At 64.0% G+C, this 14960-nt stretch carries 16 protein-coding genes; 8 read left to right on the forward strand and 8 right to left on the reverse strand.

The genetic code is table 11. The features are described 5' to 3' along the window. Nucleotides 1-602 (forward strand): methionine biosynthesis protein MetW (gene metW, locus VMR03_RS12615; RefSeq protein WP_325405730.1); only part of this gene is annotated, 602 nt, incomplete at its 5' end. 341 nt (nucleotides 603-943) lie between these two features. Here the strand turns inward: metW and VMR03_RS12620 are convergent. Beyond that, the gene (locus VMR03_RS12620; protein ID WP_325405732.1) at nucleotides 944-1711 is read right to left on the reverse strand and encodes a class I SAM-dependent methyltransferase; all 768 of its coding nucleotides are present in this window, start codon (nucleotides 1709-1711) and stop codon (nucleotides 944-946) included. A 115-nt stretch (nucleotides 1712-1826) separates the two neighbouring features. On the opposite strand from VMR03_RS12620, the gene gloB reads away from it, so the two are divergent. From gloB to VMR03_RS12640, 4 genes are all read left to right on the forward strand, one after another. After that, nucleotides 1827-2597 (forward strand): hydroxyacylglutathione hydrolase, encoded by a 771-nt coding sequence (gloB, locus tag VMR03_RS12625; RefSeq protein ID WP_325405734.1) that lies wholly within the window; start codon nucleotides 1827-1829, stop codon nucleotides 2595-2597. Nucleotides 2598-2599: 2 nt separating this feature from the next. Beyond that, nucleotides 2600-3034 carry a cupin domain-containing protein gene (locus tag VMR03_RS12630; protein WP_325405736.1) on the forward strand — a complete coding sequence of 145 codons (435 nt, stop codon included), beginning with the start codon at nucleotides 2600-2602 and terminating at the stop codon, nucleotides 3032-3034. A 69-nt stretch (nucleotides 3035-3103) separates the two neighbouring features. Beyond that, nucleotides 3104-3946, forward strand: coding sequence for a polysaccharide deacetylase family protein (locus tag VMR03_RS12635; protein ID WP_325405738.1), 843 nt, complete (start codon nucleotides 3104-3106; stop codon nucleotides 3944-3946). 8 nt (nucleotides 3947-3954) lie between these two features. Continuing rightward, on the forward strand, nucleotides 3955-4578 hold the full coding sequence (locus VMR03_RS12640; RefSeq protein WP_325405740.1) for a DUF882 domain-containing protein: 624 nt from the start codon (nucleotides 3955-3957) through the stop codon (nucleotides 4576-4578). 51 nt (nucleotides 4579-4629) lie between these two features. On the opposite strand, the gene phbB is transcribed toward VMR03_RS12640, so the two are convergent. Then, nucleotides 4630-5355, reverse strand: a complete 726-nt coding sequence (phbB, locus tag VMR03_RS12645; protein ID WP_325405742.1) for an acetoacetyl-CoA reductase — start codon at nucleotides 5353-5355, stop codon at nucleotides 4630-4632. Nucleotides 5356-5583: 228 nt separating this feature from the next. Continuing rightward, a complete protein-coding gene (locus VMR03_RS12650; protein ID WP_325405744.1) occupies nucleotides 5584-6774 on the reverse strand; it encodes an acetyl-CoA C-acetyltransferase in 1191 nt (396 codons plus the stop codon). Nucleotides 6775-7039: 265 nt separating this feature from the next. On the opposite strand from VMR03_RS12650, the gene phaR reads away from it, so the two are divergent. After that, on the forward strand, nucleotides 7040-7669 hold the full coding sequence (gene phaR, locus VMR03_RS12655) for a polyhydroxyalkanoate synthesis repressor PhaR (RefSeq protein ID WP_325405746.1): 630 nt from the start codon (nucleotides 7040-7042) through the stop codon (nucleotides 7667-7669). 36 nt (nucleotides 7670-7705) lie between these two features. On the opposite strand, the gene VMR03_RS12660 is transcribed toward phaR, so the two are convergent. Next, nucleotides 7706-9409 (reverse strand): putative bifunctional diguanylate cyclase/phosphodiesterase, encoded by a 1704-nt coding sequence (locus tag VMR03_RS12660; protein WP_325405748.1) that lies wholly within the window; start codon nucleotides 9407-9409, stop codon nucleotides 7706-7708. A 286-nt stretch (nucleotides 9410-9695) separates the two neighbouring features. Here VMR03_RS12660 and VMR03_RS12665 point away from each other — a divergent pair, with 286 nt between their 5' ends. Beyond that, complete coding sequence (locus VMR03_RS12665) at nucleotides 9696-10031, forward strand: hypothetical protein (RefSeq protein ID WP_325405750.1); 336 nt, start codon at nucleotides 9696-9698, stop codon at nucleotides 10029-10031. A gap of 3 nt (nucleotides 10032-10034) precedes the next feature. On the opposite strand, the gene ggt is transcribed toward VMR03_RS12665, so the two are convergent. From ggt to VMR03_RS12685, 4 genes are all read right to left on the reverse strand, one after another. Beyond that, nucleotides 10035-11624 carry a gamma-glutamyltransferase gene (gene ggt, locus VMR03_RS12670; protein WP_325405752.1) on the reverse strand — a complete coding sequence of 530 codons (1590 nt, stop codon included), beginning with the start codon at nucleotides 11622-11624 and terminating at the stop codon, nucleotides 10035-10037. Nucleotides 11625-11642: 18 nt separating this feature from the next. After that, nucleotides 11643-11996 carry a helix-turn-helix transcriptional regulator gene (locus VMR03_RS12675; protein ID WP_325405754.1) on the reverse strand — a complete coding sequence of 118 codons (354 nt, stop codon included), beginning with the start codon at nucleotides 11994-11996 and terminating at the stop codon, nucleotides 11643-11645. 4 nt (nucleotides 11997-12000) lie between these two features. Next, the gene (locus VMR03_RS12680; protein ID WP_325405756.1) at nucleotides 12001-12822 is read right to left on the reverse strand and encodes an enoyl-CoA hydratase/isomerase family protein; all 822 of its coding nucleotides are present in this window, start codon (nucleotides 12820-12822) and stop codon (nucleotides 12001-12003) included. A gap of 85 nt (nucleotides 12823-12907) precedes the next feature. After that, on the reverse strand, nucleotides 12908-13711 hold the full coding sequence (locus tag VMR03_RS12685) for an SDR family oxidoreductase (RefSeq protein WP_325405758.1): 804 nt from the start codon (nucleotides 13709-13711) through the stop codon (nucleotides 12908-12910). Nucleotides 13712-13925: 214 nt separating this feature from the next. On the opposite strand from VMR03_RS12685, the gene VMR03_RS12690 reads away from it, so the two are divergent. Then, nucleotides 13926-14948 (forward strand): alpha/beta fold hydrolase, encoded by a 1023-nt coding sequence (locus VMR03_RS12690; RefSeq protein WP_325405760.1) that lies wholly within the window; start codon nucleotides 13926-13928, stop codon nucleotides 14946-14948. Nucleotides 14949-14960 lie beyond the last annotated feature (12 nt).

Here is a 14960-nt window from a genome sequence, read left to right on the forward strand (position 1 = left end):
AAGGCCGCGTCGATCTGAAACTCATCGCCGAGATGATTGCACCGGATGTCCGCGTGCTCGACGTCGGCTGCGGCGACGGCGACCTGCTGGCGCTTCTCGCGCAAACCAAGAATGTCGACGGGCGCGGCATCGAACTGAGCCAGGACGGCGTCAATGCCTGCGTAACGCGCGGTCTTTCGGTCGTGCAGGGCGACGCCGACGCCGATCTGAGCGACTACCCGGACGACGCCTTCGATTATGTGATCCTGAGCCAGACCATTCAGGCGACACGCAATCCGCGCGAGGTGCTGTTGCAGATGCAACGCATCGGCCGGCGCTGCATCGTCTCGTTCCCGAATTTCGGCAACTGGCGCGTCAGGCTGAAACTTCTCTGGACCGGCCGCATGCCGGTGACGAAGACGCTCGGCCACGCCTGGTACGATACGCCGAACATCCATCTCTGCACGGTGCGCGATTTCGTTGCGCTCTGCGAGGAGGTCGGCTTCCACATCGACGACGCGGTGAGCGTCACCGGCAATCGCGCGCGCCGCGTCGGCCGCCCCGGTACGCTCGACAATCTGCTGGCGGAAGATGCCGTTCTGCTGATGTCGCGGAAGGGCTGAAAGCATCCATGAGTGGGCTTGGGCAAGATCTCATCTTCTCGATGAAGGAAGCTCTCGTGCATGCAAAGGCTGTCAACGCAACTAGCTCGCGGAAGCCTACGAAACGAAAGCTTGAGACCGACGGTGACCAGTTCTGGGTCTTGAACATCGTTCAATGAATTGGGCGAGGGTTCACAGAGCCGAATGCTCGCATTGCAACCATGGTCAAGGGCCGATGAATCAACACCGCAAACCCCTCGTACCGCAACGAGATGGTCAGGACCATTTACGCGCCAGGCCGCATTTAACTACATGCATGCTCTTCAACTCGGCGACTCAGCTGGGTGCAGAGCCTGCCGGCCTTAGCAGTCGGAATTAGTCTCACTCCCCCTCGGCCATCCTCTCGGCACCGGCGCGATGGCGCGGACGCGCTGGCGCATCGCCTCCATGCGGCGCGGTTCGCGGATCGGCGTCGCCGCATAAATCTGCTTCGTCGCCTCGACCAGGATGACGCCTGAAAAGCGCGGCCAGAGAAGCGATCCGACGCGCTCCCAGGCGCGCGCCGAGCGGAGCAGCGGCCGCCAGTCGAAGGGCGGCACGAAAAGCGCGTTCTCCCAGTCGGACGGACTGAACATCGACTCGCGCAGCGCCTGCGTGATCTGCCCGCGCGAGAAAGGCTGGCCTTGCCCGAATGGCGTCAGTTCGCGCCGCGCCCAGAGGCCGCGCCGGTTCGGCACCACGATGAGGATGCGTCCGCCCGGCGCCAGCACGCGCCATATCTGCCTCAGCATCGCGCGCATGGCCTCGCTCGCCTCAAGCCCGTGAACGACCAGCACGAGGTCGATGCTCTCGTCGTCGAGCGGCAGTTCCTTCTCGTCGACGAGCCCCGTCAGCGAGCGCCCTTCCGGCGGCCAGCGCAGCACGCCCTGTTGCGCCGGCATGAGACCGAGAACCCGTTCGGCCTCGCCGAGAAATTGCCCGAGATAGGGCGTCGCAAAGCCGAGCCCGAGGACCGAGCGGCCCTTCACGTCGGGCCAAAGGCTCCGGATGCGCCGTCCGATCATCAGACGCGCGACGCGGCCGAGCGGCCGCCCGTAGAAATCCCTGAGATCGATGACATCCATCGGCATGAAGGAATCCTAGCAGATTTTCCCTAATGGTTTGTCGAGCGCGTTTCGGGGTTCAAACCGGACCTTGCGCGCATTAGGTTGGAACGAGAACCATTCCGCAGGAGAGCCGATCCTCATGGCCAAACTCCACATCCACCAGTTCCCCGCCCTGAAGGACAATTACGGCTATCTGGTCCACGAACCCTCGACCGGCGCGACGGCCGCGATCGACACGCCGGAGGTCGGACCGATCCTGAAGGCCCTCGACGAGAACGGCTGGAAGCTCACCCATATCCTCAACACGCATCATCATTACGACCATGCCGGCGGCAATGCCGAGCTGAAGGAAAAGACCGGCTGCACGATCATCGGGCCGAGGGGCGAGAAGGACCTGATCCCGGGGATCGACCGCGCCGTCGGCGAAGGCGACATCGTCGAGCTGGGTGCCGCCCGCGCCCGCGTCATCGAGGTGCCGGGACACACGCGCGGCCATGTCGCCTATCACTTCGCCGACGATCATGTCGTCTTCGTCGGCGACACGCTGTTCGCGTTGGGCTGTGGCCGTCTTTTCGAAGGCACGGCTGCGCAGATGTGGAACTCGCTCGGCAAGCTGATGGCGCTGCCGGACGATACGACCGTCTATTGCGCGCATGAATATACGCAGGCGAATGCCCGCTTCGCGCTCAGCGTCGAGCCGCACAATGCGGCACTGATCGCGCGGGCGAAGGAGATCGACGAGAAGCGCGCGCGCGGGCAATGGACGGTGCCGACGACCATCGCGCTGGAAAAGGCGACGAACCCCTTCCTGCGCGCGGCGAGCGCCGATCTGCGTGCCACCGTCGGCCTTGCCGCCGCCGAGAATGTCGACGTCTTCGCCGAGACGCGCCGGCGCAAGGACAGTTTCTGACCATGGAGATTTCCGCGCCGCTCGATGCCGACGAGATCATCCGCCTGCTCGACCTCGCCCCTCATCCGGAAGGCGGCTGGTTCCGCGAGACCTTCCGCGACCAAAGCGAGCCCCGCGCCCATTCGACCGCGATCTACTACCTGCTAAAGGCGGGCGAGCGCTCGCACTGGCACCGGGTCGATGCCGCCGAGGTCTGGCACTGGTATGCGGGCGGCCCGCTCGCTCTCTCAGTATCGCCCGACAGCCAGTTCGCGGCCCGGGCGATCCTCGGGCCCGACCTCGCGGAAGGCCACCGGCCGCAACTCGTCATTCCGGCCCGCCATTGGCAGGCGGCCGAACCCCTCGGCGCCTTCACGCTCGTCGGCTGCACGGTCGCGCCCGGCTTCGATTTCGCGGGCTTCGAAATGGCCCGAAAAGGCTGGGCGCCGGGCGTGTGAGCCAAGTTTCATTTTTTCCCGTTTTGGAACGATGTTAGGCTTCCGAAGGCACTTTCTGGGGCAAAACGGGTGAAATTCCTTTCTTTCGCGACAATCATGGTTGGCGTCTGGATTTTGCTCGCCACCGCCCCGGCCGAGGCCGCCTCCGCCTGCCCGACCGATCCGCGCGCCGCCGCCCGCGAGGCGACCGTCGAGCTTCCGACCAGGGGTGGCGCGGCCTATGGCACCATGCAATATGCGAAAGGCCAGATGCTCGGGCCGAAGGAAATTGCCCTCACCTTCGACGACGGGCCAGATCCGAAGACGACGGAGCGGGTTCTCGACATCCTCGACCGGCACTGCATCAAGGCAACCTTCTTCATGGTCGGCTGGTATGCGCAGGCCCGGCCCGATCTCGTGCGCGAGGTCGCCGCGCGCGGCCACACCATCGGCACGCATACCTGGCTGCACCCGAACAATCTCCGGCACCTGTCGCAGGCCGAGGCCAAACGCCAGATCACGAAGGGCTTCGCCGCCATCGAGGCCGCGCTCGCCAGCGCGCCGCCGGAAGATCAGGCCCGGCTCGCGCCCTTCTTCCGCTTCCCCGGCCTCAACGACGACAAGAAGCTGATGGCCTGGCTCGGCGCGCGCAACATCGCAACCGTCTCCTGCGATTTCGGCGCCGACGACTGGCTGAGGATTTCCGGCGCCGAGGTCATGCGGCGTGGCCTCACCAATATCGACCAGGTCGGGCGCGGCATTCTCATTCTGCACGATACCAAGCCGCACACCGCCGACATGCTTTCCGATTTCATCGTGGCGCTCGAGAAGCGCGGCTATCGCTTTGTGCAACTCGTGCCGGAGACCGACGGCCGCAGGCTCGCCGCCAATGCGCCCGACGCGCTGATCGGCCATCCACACATCGTTCAATGAGGCGAGACATGGACCTGAAGAGAGGAAGACTGACGCGCCGCGCGACGCTCGCTCTCGGCGTCGGCGCCATGGGCCTCCTCGCCGCACCCGCGATCCTGAAGGCCGACGCGCCCTACAAGCGCGTCCTCAACATGCAGAGCCTCAACTCGGGCGAGCGACTGAAGATCGCTTATTGGGCGGAGGGCGAATATCTCGACGGCGCGCTGAAGGAGATCAACCGTTTCATGCGCGATCTGCGCACCGGCGAGGCGACCCAAATGCACACAGCATTGCTCGATCTGCTCTGGGAGATCGACAGCCTGACGCCGTCGAACGATCCGCTCTACACCATGTCGGGCTTCCGTTCGGAAAGCACCAATGCCTGGCTTTCGGCGCATTCGGACGGCGTCGATCCATCGAGTTTCCACATGCGCGGCATGGCGATGGACCTGACGCAGGATTTCTCCGATCCCGGCATGATCTATCGCGTGGCGAAGAAACTGAACAAGGGCGGCGCCGGCTTCTATCCGGTGAAGCATCCCTTCGTCCATGTCGACGTCGGCCCGCCGGACACATGGGTCTATCCCGAACACGGCCGCCTCGACCGCGCCGAACAGTACGACCGCGAACAGGCGGAAAAGCAGAAGGGTTGAATGCCTTCATCGCCTCCCCCCTTCAGGGGAGAGGGCTAGAAAGCCCAAGCCTCAGCCCGCGATATATTGCGCGCCGTTGGCCGTGAAGGTCGCTCCGGTGATGAAGCCCGCCTTCTCGTCTGCAAGGAAGAGCACGCAATGGGCGATCTCCTCGGCCTTGCCGAGGCGGCCGACCGGGATCGTCGCGATGATGCTCTCGAGCACCTTGGGCGGCACCGCCGAAACCATTTCCGTGTCGATATAGCCCGGCGCGATGACGTTGACCGTCACGCCTTTTTTTGCGACTTCCTGAGCCAACGCCTTGGTGAAGCCGATGACGCCGGCCTTGGCCGCCGAATAATTCGTCTGGCCCATCTGGCCCTTCTGGCCGTTGATCGATGAGATATTGATGATCCGTCCGAAGCCGCGTTCGCGCATGCCGTTGATGACCGGCTGGCACATGTTGAACATCGAATCGAGATCGACGCTCATCACCTGACGCCACTGCTCAGGCGTCATCTTGTGCAGCATCGCGTCGCGCGTAATGCCGGCATTGTTGACGAGGACGTCGATCGGGCCGAGATCGGCCTCCACCTGGGCGACGCCCTTCACGCAGGCGTCGTAGTCGCCGACATCCCACTTATAGGCCTTGACGCCCAATTCCTTTTCGCAGGCCCCGGCCGCCGCATCGTTTCCGGCGTAGTTCGCCGCGACGTTATAGCCGGCCACCTTCAGGGCGACCGAGATCGCAAGGCCGATGCCGCGCGTACCGCCGGTCACAAGTGCAACTTTTGTCATGGTCTCGGGCCTTTTCCTCGATGATCCGGGAACTCGCGACCCCCGTCGCGGCTCACCGTTTGTTTCCATTCGCCCCGCAAGATAATCATCCGTAGGCAGCGGATTGTCACTGGGTCAGATTACGCAAACTGCGATAACTACGTGTCAAGCGCGCTCGACGCCTAATCTCGTTCAAAGACTGTGCGTCTAGCTCCGTTCGACGCCCAATCTCGTTCAAAGACTGTGCGTCTAGCTCCGCTCGACGCACAGGGCGATGCCCATGCCGCCGCCGATGCAGAGCGTGGCGAGGCCCTTTTTCGCATCGCGCTTTTCCATCTCGTGGAGCAGCGTGACGAGAACGCGCGCGCCCGAGGCGCCGATCGGATGGCCGATGGCGATCGCACCGCCATTGACGTTCACCTTGCCCACATCCCAGCCGAGATCCTTGTTGACGGCGAGCGCCTGTGCGGCGAAGGCCTCGTTGGCCTCGACCAGATCGAGGTCCGAAGCCGACCAGCCGGCTTTCTTCAAAGCCGCGCGCGAGGCCGGGATCGGCCCCGTGCCCATCACCGCCGGATCGACGCCGGCCTGCGCCCAGGAGACGATCTTCGCCAGAACCTTGCGGCCTTCCTTCTTGGCGCGTTCCTCGCTCATCAGAACGAGCGCGGCCGCGCCGTCATTGATGCCGCTCGCATTGGCAGCGGTCACCGTGCCGCCATCCTTCTGGAAAGCGGGCTTCAGCCCCTTGATGCCGTCGAGCGTCGTGCCCGGCTTGATGTATTCGTCATCGGCAATGACCGTGTCGCCCTTGCGGCCCTTGATCGTGACAGGAACGATCTCGTCCTTGAAGCGGCCCGCCTTCTGCGCGGCCTCTGCCTTGTTCTGCGAGGCAACCGCAAAAGCGTCCTGCTCCTCGCGCGTGATCTGCCAGCGCGCGGCGACATTCTCGGCCGTCTGCCCCATGTGGTAACCATTGAAGGCGTCCCAGAGACCGTCCTTGATCATCGTATCGACGAACTGGATGTCGCCCATCTTCTGGCCGCTGCGCAGATAGGCCGCGTGCGGCGCCTGGCTCATGCTTTCCTGGCCGCCCGCGACGACGATCTCGCTATCGCCATTGACGATGGCCTGAAAGCCGAGAGCGACCGCGCGCAGACCCGACCCGCAAAGCTGGTTCACGCCCCAGGCCGGCACCTCGACGGGAAGACCGGCATTGATCGATGCCTGCCGCGCCGGGTTCTGGCCCTGCGCGGCCTGGAGAATCTGGCCCATGATGACTTCCGACACCTGTGCCTTGTCGACGCCGGCGCGCTCGAGCGCGGCCGTGATCGCGATCTTGCCGAGTTCATGCGCGGGAAGACTCGACAAGGCCCCATTGAAGGAGCCGACGGGCGTCCGCGCCGCGCCGACGATGACCACACCGGTGTCGGAATTGCTCATGGCATGTCCTCGGATGTTCGGCCCGAACGCCGTGGCTCGGGGCTCATAGTTGTCAGGCGCACAATGCCCGAGCGGCGCGTCGTGGTAAACGGATTTCTGTGCAGCGCAACGCAGGACTTGCGCATTGCAACAATACCGCGCCACAATGTCGTAAGGGAAACAGGGGAACCGGGGCATAAAGCCCGCAACATACGCGGGCAGGATATGTTCTCGATCGCGCAGCTCACGCCGGGCGCGAGCCGCTTTCAGTGGAGAAAAGGAAACCGTGGCAAAAAAAACCGCTTCCACGGACGATGACGTCATCGTCATCAAGAAATACGCCAATCGCCGTCTCTACAACACGGCGACATCGAGTTATGTGACACTCGATCATCTCTGCGAGATGGTGAAAAAGGGCAAGGATTTCGTCGTCCACGACGCGAAGACGAACGAGGACATCACGCGGTCCGTCCTCGCCCAGATCATCTTCGAGGAAGAAGGCAAGAGCGGCCAGAACCTCCTGCCGATCAAGTTCCTGCGCCAGCTTATCCGCTTTTACGGCGACAGCCTTCAGGGCTTCATCCCTTCCTATCTTGAACTGAGCATGGACGCTTTCTCACGCGAGCAGGAAAAGATGCGCTCCAAGATCGCGAGCGCCTTCACCGGCGGCGCGCGGCTCGGCCAGTTCGAGGATCAGATCCGTCAGAATTTCGCGATGTTCGACAGCGCCATGCGCATGTTCTCGCCCTTCGCGCCGCGCGGCAAGCCGGCGCGAACCGGCGGCGAGGAGGAAGGCCCCGAGCCGGAAGCGGGCGGCACCGAAGCGGAGCCCAATGCGCGCGAGCGCGAGATCGAGGACCTGAAGCGCCAGATGGCGGCCATGCAGTCGCAGCTCGAATCCCTCGTCAAGAAATAGGCGTCCCGAATCCAACCGGAGGCTTCGGGCGACGTATCAGGCCCGTGCTGCGGATTTCTCCACGCGTTCCGGCAGGGCGAGGACCGGCTCGCCGAGATAGAACCCCTGAAGATATTCGACGCCGAAGTCGCGCAGCATCGCAACTTCTTCATCGTTGCCGACCCATTCCGCGATGATGGGCAAATTGAAGTTATGCGCGAGATCGACCAGCGTCTTGACGAAGAACTGGTTGTCCTGGCTCGAAACCAGGTTCTGCACGAAGGAGCCGTCGATTTTCACCATATCGACGTCGAGCGCCCTGAGGTTGCGGAAGGACGTGTAGCCCGCGCCGAAATCGTCGATCGCGACCTGACAGCCGAGTTCCTTGAGCTGCGAGACGAAATCGGCGGATTCCGCGATGTCGTGGATCGCTACCGTCTCCGTGATCTCGACGATGAGACGCTCGGCGAGGTTCCGGTCGGCGCGAAGCTGCGCGACGAGCGTGTCGAGCCACATGCGGTCGCTCGTCGTCCGCCCCGAGACGTTGAGCGAAAGCCGGATGTCCGGCCGCGTGCGCAGCGTTTCGATCGCGAGCTCCATCACACGGTAATCGAGCAGCCCGATCAGCCCGAGCTTTTCGGCGATGGGCACGAAATTGCCGGCGGCGCAAATGCTGCCGTCTTCCTGCACGAGCCGGATTAGGCACTCATGCAGCGCCACTTCGCCCGTCGCCGACGAAACGATGGGCTGATAGGCGAGGCAGATGCGCCGGTCGTTGAGCGCGGCGACGAGTTCGTCGGCGACGTTGATGTTGCGCTGGCGCGTCTTCTCGCGCTCGCGCGAGGGCGTGTAGATGACATAGCTGTCGCGATGCATCTGCTTGGCCGCCATCAGCGCTTCCTCGGCATGGGCGAGCGCCGCTTCCACCGTCTGCGCATGAGCCGGCAGCGAGACGCAGCCGGCCGACATCGTCATGGCGACGGGGCCGCGCGTAGTCTGGATCACCTGGTCACGCACCGAAGCGAGCAGGCGCTCGGTCACCGCGATCAGCCGCTCCTGGCTGCAATGCTTGAGCACGACGCCAAACTTGTTGCCGGAATAACGGCCCACCACATCGACTCGGCGCGCGAGACCGCGCAGCCGTTGGCCGACGCCGATGATGACTTCGTCGCCGACATCGAACCCGTAGGAATCGTTGATCAGGGCCAGATTGTCGACTGCGAGCAACAGGAAAGCAGAAGTCGAGCGCGAGGATTGCGCGTGGGCAACGATCGTGCCCAGCCCTTCCTTCAGACGGATGCGATTGAGAAGGCCCGTGAGTTCATCATAGGTCGAGAGGCGCAGAAGACGATCCTCGCGTACACGCCGCTGGTCGATGGCGCGCAGCACGCCGATGGCGACTTCAGGCTTGCCGTCCGCATCGGCGAACCAGCGGCCGCGATCCTCCACCCAGCGCAGCCCGCCATACTCGTCCATGATTTGATATTCGATTTCATAGCGTACGCCCGAACCCTCGTCGCTCTCGCGCGTATGCATGACGGTCTCGTAACGGCTTGATCCTTTTTGGGACACGCATAGCGAACCGAAATTTCGCCCGCTATCGAGACGCCGCACATTCGCAACGCCGAGAAGCGCCTCGACGCCCTCGCCCCACTCGATCCTGTCGTCGGAGATTGTCCAGCGGTAGGTCACGTCGCCGACGGCGCTGACAATATTCGACGAAGACGGATTGCCGGGGCGCGCGGCTTCACCGCCCAGCACCGCCGCTGATCTTCCATGATTTTCCGCAGTGTCTCGCGGCTTTAACGCATCTCCGCTCACGGCAACAGCCTCACTCTGGCTCAAATGGACCGGCCTCATGGCCGTCGCGCCCGTCCTGGGCGACCTCAAGAGCTCTATGCAGTTTCCTTGATAGGTCTTAAGATTCCGCCAAATCGCTCGGCGCTTGAATCTTAATGATCTTGGTTAACGCGGCGCGGGAATGCCGAGTCGAAATCGCTGGCAGAATTCTTGCTCATCTTGCGTGAGATGAACGCAAGCGCAACAGATGACTGAGATGAACATCAACCGGATCGGCTCTTCATCGCAACCGTCTTCAACCGGAAGACAGGCGCAGCCGCATGTCGAAGCGCAGACGACGGCTCTGGCGCAGGTTGAAATGCCTGTCCGCACACGTCCAACTTGGAACGGCACGTCGCAAAGCTACCGTCCGGTCACCGGTTTTCTTGCACAATATGTCGATCAGCACATGTTCAGGCCTCGCTCCGCGCCGCGCAAGAGCGAAAGGCGCCAGCGCGCGACCCGTGCCTATATTCATGCGGATATGCTGCCGGACCTTCTCGCCGAGACGCTCCGCCTACGGACTGTCGACAAAAGATTCTGAGCGTCAATAACCGATGGCGGCGCCGTCCTTGCGCGCGTCCGAGCCGCCGACGAGACCGCCCTCCTTCCAGTCGATCAGGATCGCCTGCCCGCCGCCCCATGGCAGGAAGGCCTCCGCGACTTCATGGCCGAGCGCCGTCAGACCTTCGCGCGTTGTCCGGGGAACTCCACGCTCGACCTCCATGCGGCCCGAAACGTGGAAGCTTCGCGGATTGTCGATCGCTTCCTGCACGTCCATGCCGTAATCGACGAGATTGGAAACGAAATGCGCATGGCCGACCGGCTGATAGGCGCCGCCCATCACGCCGAAGGGCATGGTGGCGCGACCGCCTTCCAGCATCATGCCCGGAATGATCGTATGCAGCGGGCGCTTGCCGCCTTCGATGCAATTGGGGTGCGCCGCGTCGATCATGAATCCTGAGCCGCGATTCTGGAACGTGACGCCCGACTCCGGGGCGACGATGGCTGAGCCGAATCCGAAATAGAGCGAGTTGATGAAGGAGACGGCGTTGCGGTCGCGATCGACGACGGTGAGATAGACGGTGTCGCGATAGACGGGGCCCGCTGCCGCCTTCACGTCGCCGAGCGCGCGGTCGGGATCGATGCGCGCGGCAAGCTCGTCGGCGAGCCGCCCGGACAGCATATGCTCGACGGGCACGCTGCGGAAATCCGGATCGGCCACATGGCGGTCGCGTACTTCGAAGGCAAGCCGCGAGGCTTCGGCCTCGATGTGGTGCCGTTCGGCACCGTTTGGATCGAGACCGGAAAGCCCGAAGCGTTCGAGAATATTGAGCATGACGAGCGCGGTGATGCCCTGCCCGTTCGGCGGGATCTCGACGATCTCCCGGCCGCGATAGAGCGTACGCACCGGCTCGACGTAATTCGCCTTCGTCGCGGCGAAATCCTCCAGCGTATGAAGCCCGCCCTTGGCCTTCAGCGTCGCCACCATGTCCTCGGCGACCGGCCCTTCGTAAAAACCTTTACGACCTTGCGCCGCGATGAGCCTGAGCGTCTTCGCCAGCGCCGGACTTTTGAAGATTTCGCCGAGCCTCGGCGCGCGTCCGTCGATCAGATAATGACGCCGCGCGCCTTCATCCTTTTCGAGACGCCGCGCGAGAAGCCCCCAGTCGGTTGCGATGCGCGGGCTGAGCGGAAAACCATCCTCGGCAAAACGGATCGCCGGTTCGAGAACGCGGCCGAGTTCCATCGTCCCGTGATCGGCGAGCAGCTTTTCCCAGGCGTCGATGGCGCCGGGGATCGTCACCGAGTGAACGGAAGAAAGCCCGATCTCTGCGATGCCGCGTTCGAGGAACCAGTCGACATGTGCCGCCTTGGGCGCACGGCCGGACCCGTTGAGGCCGACGATCTCGCTGCCGCCCTTCTTCGACAGCAGCACGAAACAATCGCCACCGATACCGGTGCTGTAGGGCTCGACGACGCAGAGAACGGCGCTTGCCGCCACCGCAGCGTCGACCGCATTGCCGCCCGATTTCAGGATCGAGATGGCGGCCTCCGCCGCGAGCGGCTGCGAGGTCGCGCACATGCCGTTGAGGCTGTGGACGGTGGAGCGTCCGGGCAGATGGAAATCACGCATGACCTGGCATTCCTGAGCTTACGATCGGGTGGCGAGAATGAGCGATTGCAGATCGGCGACCGCGCGCTCGATACGGATGAGACGTTGATCCATTTCTTCGAGCCTCGCGAGCACGGCGGCATTGTCGCTCGAAGACGCGGGCGCAGCCGGCATGGGCGTCGCGATGCCCGCCCGCGAAACGACGTCGGACAGGGGTTCGCCGAGGAGCCGCGCGAGCATCGTCACTTCGTTTGGCGAAAGTTCGCGCTGGTCCTTGAATATCTCGTCGACCTCGCCGCGGGAGATGCGCAAGGACGCGGCGACGTCGTCCCGCGTCCGTCCCTTCGCCTTCAGCTTGCCGTCGAACCAGTCCTGATCGAAGAAAAGTGCCATGCTTTCAGCGCCCCTTGAAAGCTGGCGCGCGCTTTTCGAGGAAGCTTGCCACGCCTTCGCGATGATCTTCCGTCTGGAAGAGCCGGCCGAGCGTACCCGACACCCAGCTCCCGATCTCGCGCAGATCGCCGTAAGCCGTGCGCCGCAGACCTTCCTTCATGTAACGCAACGCCAGCGGTGGATTGACGGCGATGCGCGAGGCCATTGCCATGGCGCGTTCCATCAGCTGCGCATGCGGCGTCACCTCGGTGACCAGACCGATGCGAAGCGCCTCCGCCGCGTCGATGATGTCGCCGGTGAAGAGAAGCTCCGCCGCCTTGGCCGGACCGACGATCGCCGGCAATCGCCAGAGCCCGCCGACATCGGAGATGAGTCCCCGCTTGATGAAGAGCTCGCCGAACTTCGCCTGTTCGGACGCGATGCGAATATCCGCAAAGAGCGAAAGCTCCATGCCCCAGCCGACCGCCGAGCCGTTGACGGCGGCGATCACCGGCCGGTCGCATTCGAGCGCCGCGACGGCCGCGGGCGTGGGCTCCGGCCGGATGCGGGTGAGCGAGGCGACACTCGCATCGTGGCTTGCGCCAGTCATCATTTCCTTGACGTCCTCGCCCGAGCAGAAGGCCGGATCGGCGCCGGTGATGACGACGCAGCGCACCTCCGGGTCGGCGGCCGCCGCGCGGAAGCCGCATTCGACTTCGTCATAGGCCCGGCGGTTGAGCGCGTTGCGCCGTTCCGGCCGGTTGATGGTGATGATCGCGATATGGTCGCGCACCTCGTAGCGCAGGCATTGGAACTCGGCCGGCGGTATCGGCGCCTTCGCATACATGTCGCTTCTCCCCGAATGTTTTCATGGGCGGAAGCCTACCCCCCTCGCTCCCGAGAGCAAGGGGTTCCGCGAAGGCGCCGGCGTCCTAGGCGAAGTCGGCCAGCGCATTCGCGCCGGCGTCGCCGAGCTTCGAACCGCCGTCGCAATCGACGATCGTGCCGGTGATGTATTTTGCGTTGTCGGTCGAAAGGAACATTGCCGTGTCGGCGATATCCGTCTTGGTGCCGTAATCGCGGAGCGCGATACGGGCCTTGATCGCCTTCTCCATCTCGGCGCTCGGCGCGAGCCGCGCCATGCCTTCCGTGTCGGCGATGGGTCCAGGCGAAATCGCGTTGACGCGCACGCCAGCCGGACCCCACTCCATGGCGAGGCACTTCGTCAGCATGTTGATGCCGGCCTTGGCGGCGCAGACATGGGCCTGGAACATCGACGGATTGACCGCCTGCGGGGCGGTGATCGAGATGAGCGAGGCGCCCGGCCGGTTGAGATACTGGAATGAGGCGCGCAGCACGTTGAACGTGCCGATGAGATCGATGTCGACGACGGTCTTGAAGCCGTTCGACGACATGCCGAGCGCCGGCGCGACGAAATTGCCGGCGGCGCCTGAAATCACGACGTCGATCTTGCCGAACCTGTCGTGAGTGGCCTTGAGCGCCGTATCGACCGACGCGAAATCGCGCACGTCCGCCGCCAGGCCCATCGCGTCGAAACCCTCATCCGAGATCGTCTTCGCTGCCGCCGTGATTTTCTCGTGGCTACGGCTGATGAGGGCGATCTTCGCGCCCGCCCTCGCGAAATGCTGCGCGATGCCGAGATTGATACCGCTCGAGGCGCCCGCCACGAACACGACCTTGCCCGCCAGCACCTTGTCCTTGAATGCGTTCTGCACGATGTCCTCCTGTTTTCGATCGAGACCCCGCACGAAGATGGGTCTTCGGTTCTTGCGGTGCATCAAGCCCCCAGTCGCCGGGCTCCGCAAGGCCCGAAGCCGCACACCTACTGTCCGTATTTGTGGCTGTCCGTATTTGTGGCAACCGCGTCGAGCCTCTAGTATGCGTAGCGTCAGCCGCTGCTTCGCGGCGGTTGCGGAGACGGAACAGAGAATGGCGATCCTCAAAGGCGCTGGCGCAATCACGGCCGCGTTCCTCCTCATCATGCTGGTGAGCTACTGGGCGGCGGGCCGCGCGAAGCCGGCGCTCGACGCCGCGATTCGCAGCGCGCTCCAGAAGCAGGGCCTCGCCCACGCCTTCATCGAGCTTCCCGACGGCGTCGTGCATTACCGGCTCGAAGGTCCGGCGGACGGGCCTCTCGTCGTCTTCGTCCACGGCCTGTCGACGCCCTCCTTCGTCTTCGACGATTACGTGACGCCGCTGACGGAGGCCGGCTACCGCGTCCTGACCTTCGACAATTACGGCCGCGGGCTCTCCGACCGTCCCGGCCTCGTCTACGACGCCGATCTGACGGATCGGCTGATCGTCAATCTTCTCGACACGCTCGGCCTCGCCGCTCCCGCGCATTTCGTGGGCTATTCGATGGGCGGCGCCGCAAGCGTCATCTTCGCCGCCCGGCATCCCGAGCGTGTGCGCTCCCTGACCCTGATCGCGCCGGCCGGCCTCGGCGTTTCCCCGGCACTGAAGGAAAGCATTCTCGCGCGGCCGCTTATCGGCGACTGGATCGCGCGCATGTTCGGGCTGCGGATTTTTCACGGCCTGGCGGCGGAAGAAGCCCGCAAGGCGCCCGACCCGGTTCGCTTTCTCGCCGATTTCGACCGGCAGATGAACTACAGGGGCTATGACGACGCGATCGTCTCGACCATCCGCCACTATCCGCTCGATGGCAGCGAGGCGGCCTTTGCCGATGCCGGCCGTTCGCCGAGGCCGGTTCTGGTGATCTGGGGCGAAGCGGACGAAACCGTCCCCTTCGTCCATGCCAAAAAGCTGATGTCTCTGATGCCGCGCGCAAAACTCTATTCTTATCCCCGGCTGGGCCACGACATCGGATACTCGCAAGCCCCCATGTTGCGGGAACTTATCCTCGGGTTCCTTTCGGGGCAGGATAATGAGGCCGGCGCCACATCCATGCGGATCGGGACCAGACCCGCAAAGGCCGCGCCGGAAGCCCGATAACCTGATTCCGCC

This window comes from Parvibaculum sp., from assembly GCF_035511255.1.
Taxonomy (GTDB): domain Bacteria; phylum Pseudomonadota; class Alphaproteobacteria; order Parvibaculales; family Parvibaculaceae; genus Parvibaculum.

Bases quoted from the DNA above. Each gene is read 5' to 3' on its own strand.
- ggt (WP_325405752.1), bottom strand. From the start codon at position 11,624: ATGCGTGATTTCCATCTGCCCGGACGCTCCACCGTCCACAGCCTCAAC.
- VMR03_RS12630 (WP_325405736.1), top strand. From the start codon at position 2,600: ATGGAGATTTCCGCGCCGCTCGATGCCGACGAGATCATCCGCCTGCTC.
- VMR03_RS12680 (WP_325405756.1), bottom strand. From the start codon at position 12,822: ATGTATGCGAAGGCGCCGATACCGCCGGCCGAGTTCCAATGCCTGCGC.
- VMR03_RS12620 (WP_325405732.1), bottom strand. From the start codon at position 1,711: ATGCCGATGGATGTCATCGATCTCAGGGATTTCTACGGGCGGCCGCTC.
- VMR03_RS12690 (WP_325405760.1), top strand. From the start codon at position 13,926: ATGGCGATCCTCAAAGGCGCTGGCGCAATCACGGCCGCGTTCCTCCTC.
- VMR03_RS12640 (WP_325405740.1), top strand. From the start codon at position 3,955: ATGGACCTGAAGAGAGGAAGACTGACGCGCCGCGCGACGCTCGCTCTC.
- VMR03_RS12650 (WP_325405744.1), bottom strand. From the start codon at position 6,774: ATGAGCAATTCCGACACCGGTGTGGTCATCGTCGGCGCGGCGCGGACG.
- phbB (WP_325405742.1), bottom strand. From the start codon at position 5,355: ATGACAAAAGTTGCACTTGTGACCGGCGGTACGCGCGGCATCGGCCTT.
- gloB (WP_325405734.1), top strand. From the start codon at position 1,827: ATGGCCAAACTCCACATCCACCAGTTCCCCGCCCTGAAGGACAATTAC.
- VMR03_RS12665 (WP_325405750.1), top strand. From the start codon at position 9,696: ATGACTGAGATGAACATCAACCGGATCGGCTCTTCATCGCAACCGTCT.
- VMR03_RS12675 (WP_325405754.1), bottom strand. From the start codon at position 11,996: ATGGCACTTTTCTTCGATCAGGACTGGTTCGACGGCAAGCTGAAGGCG.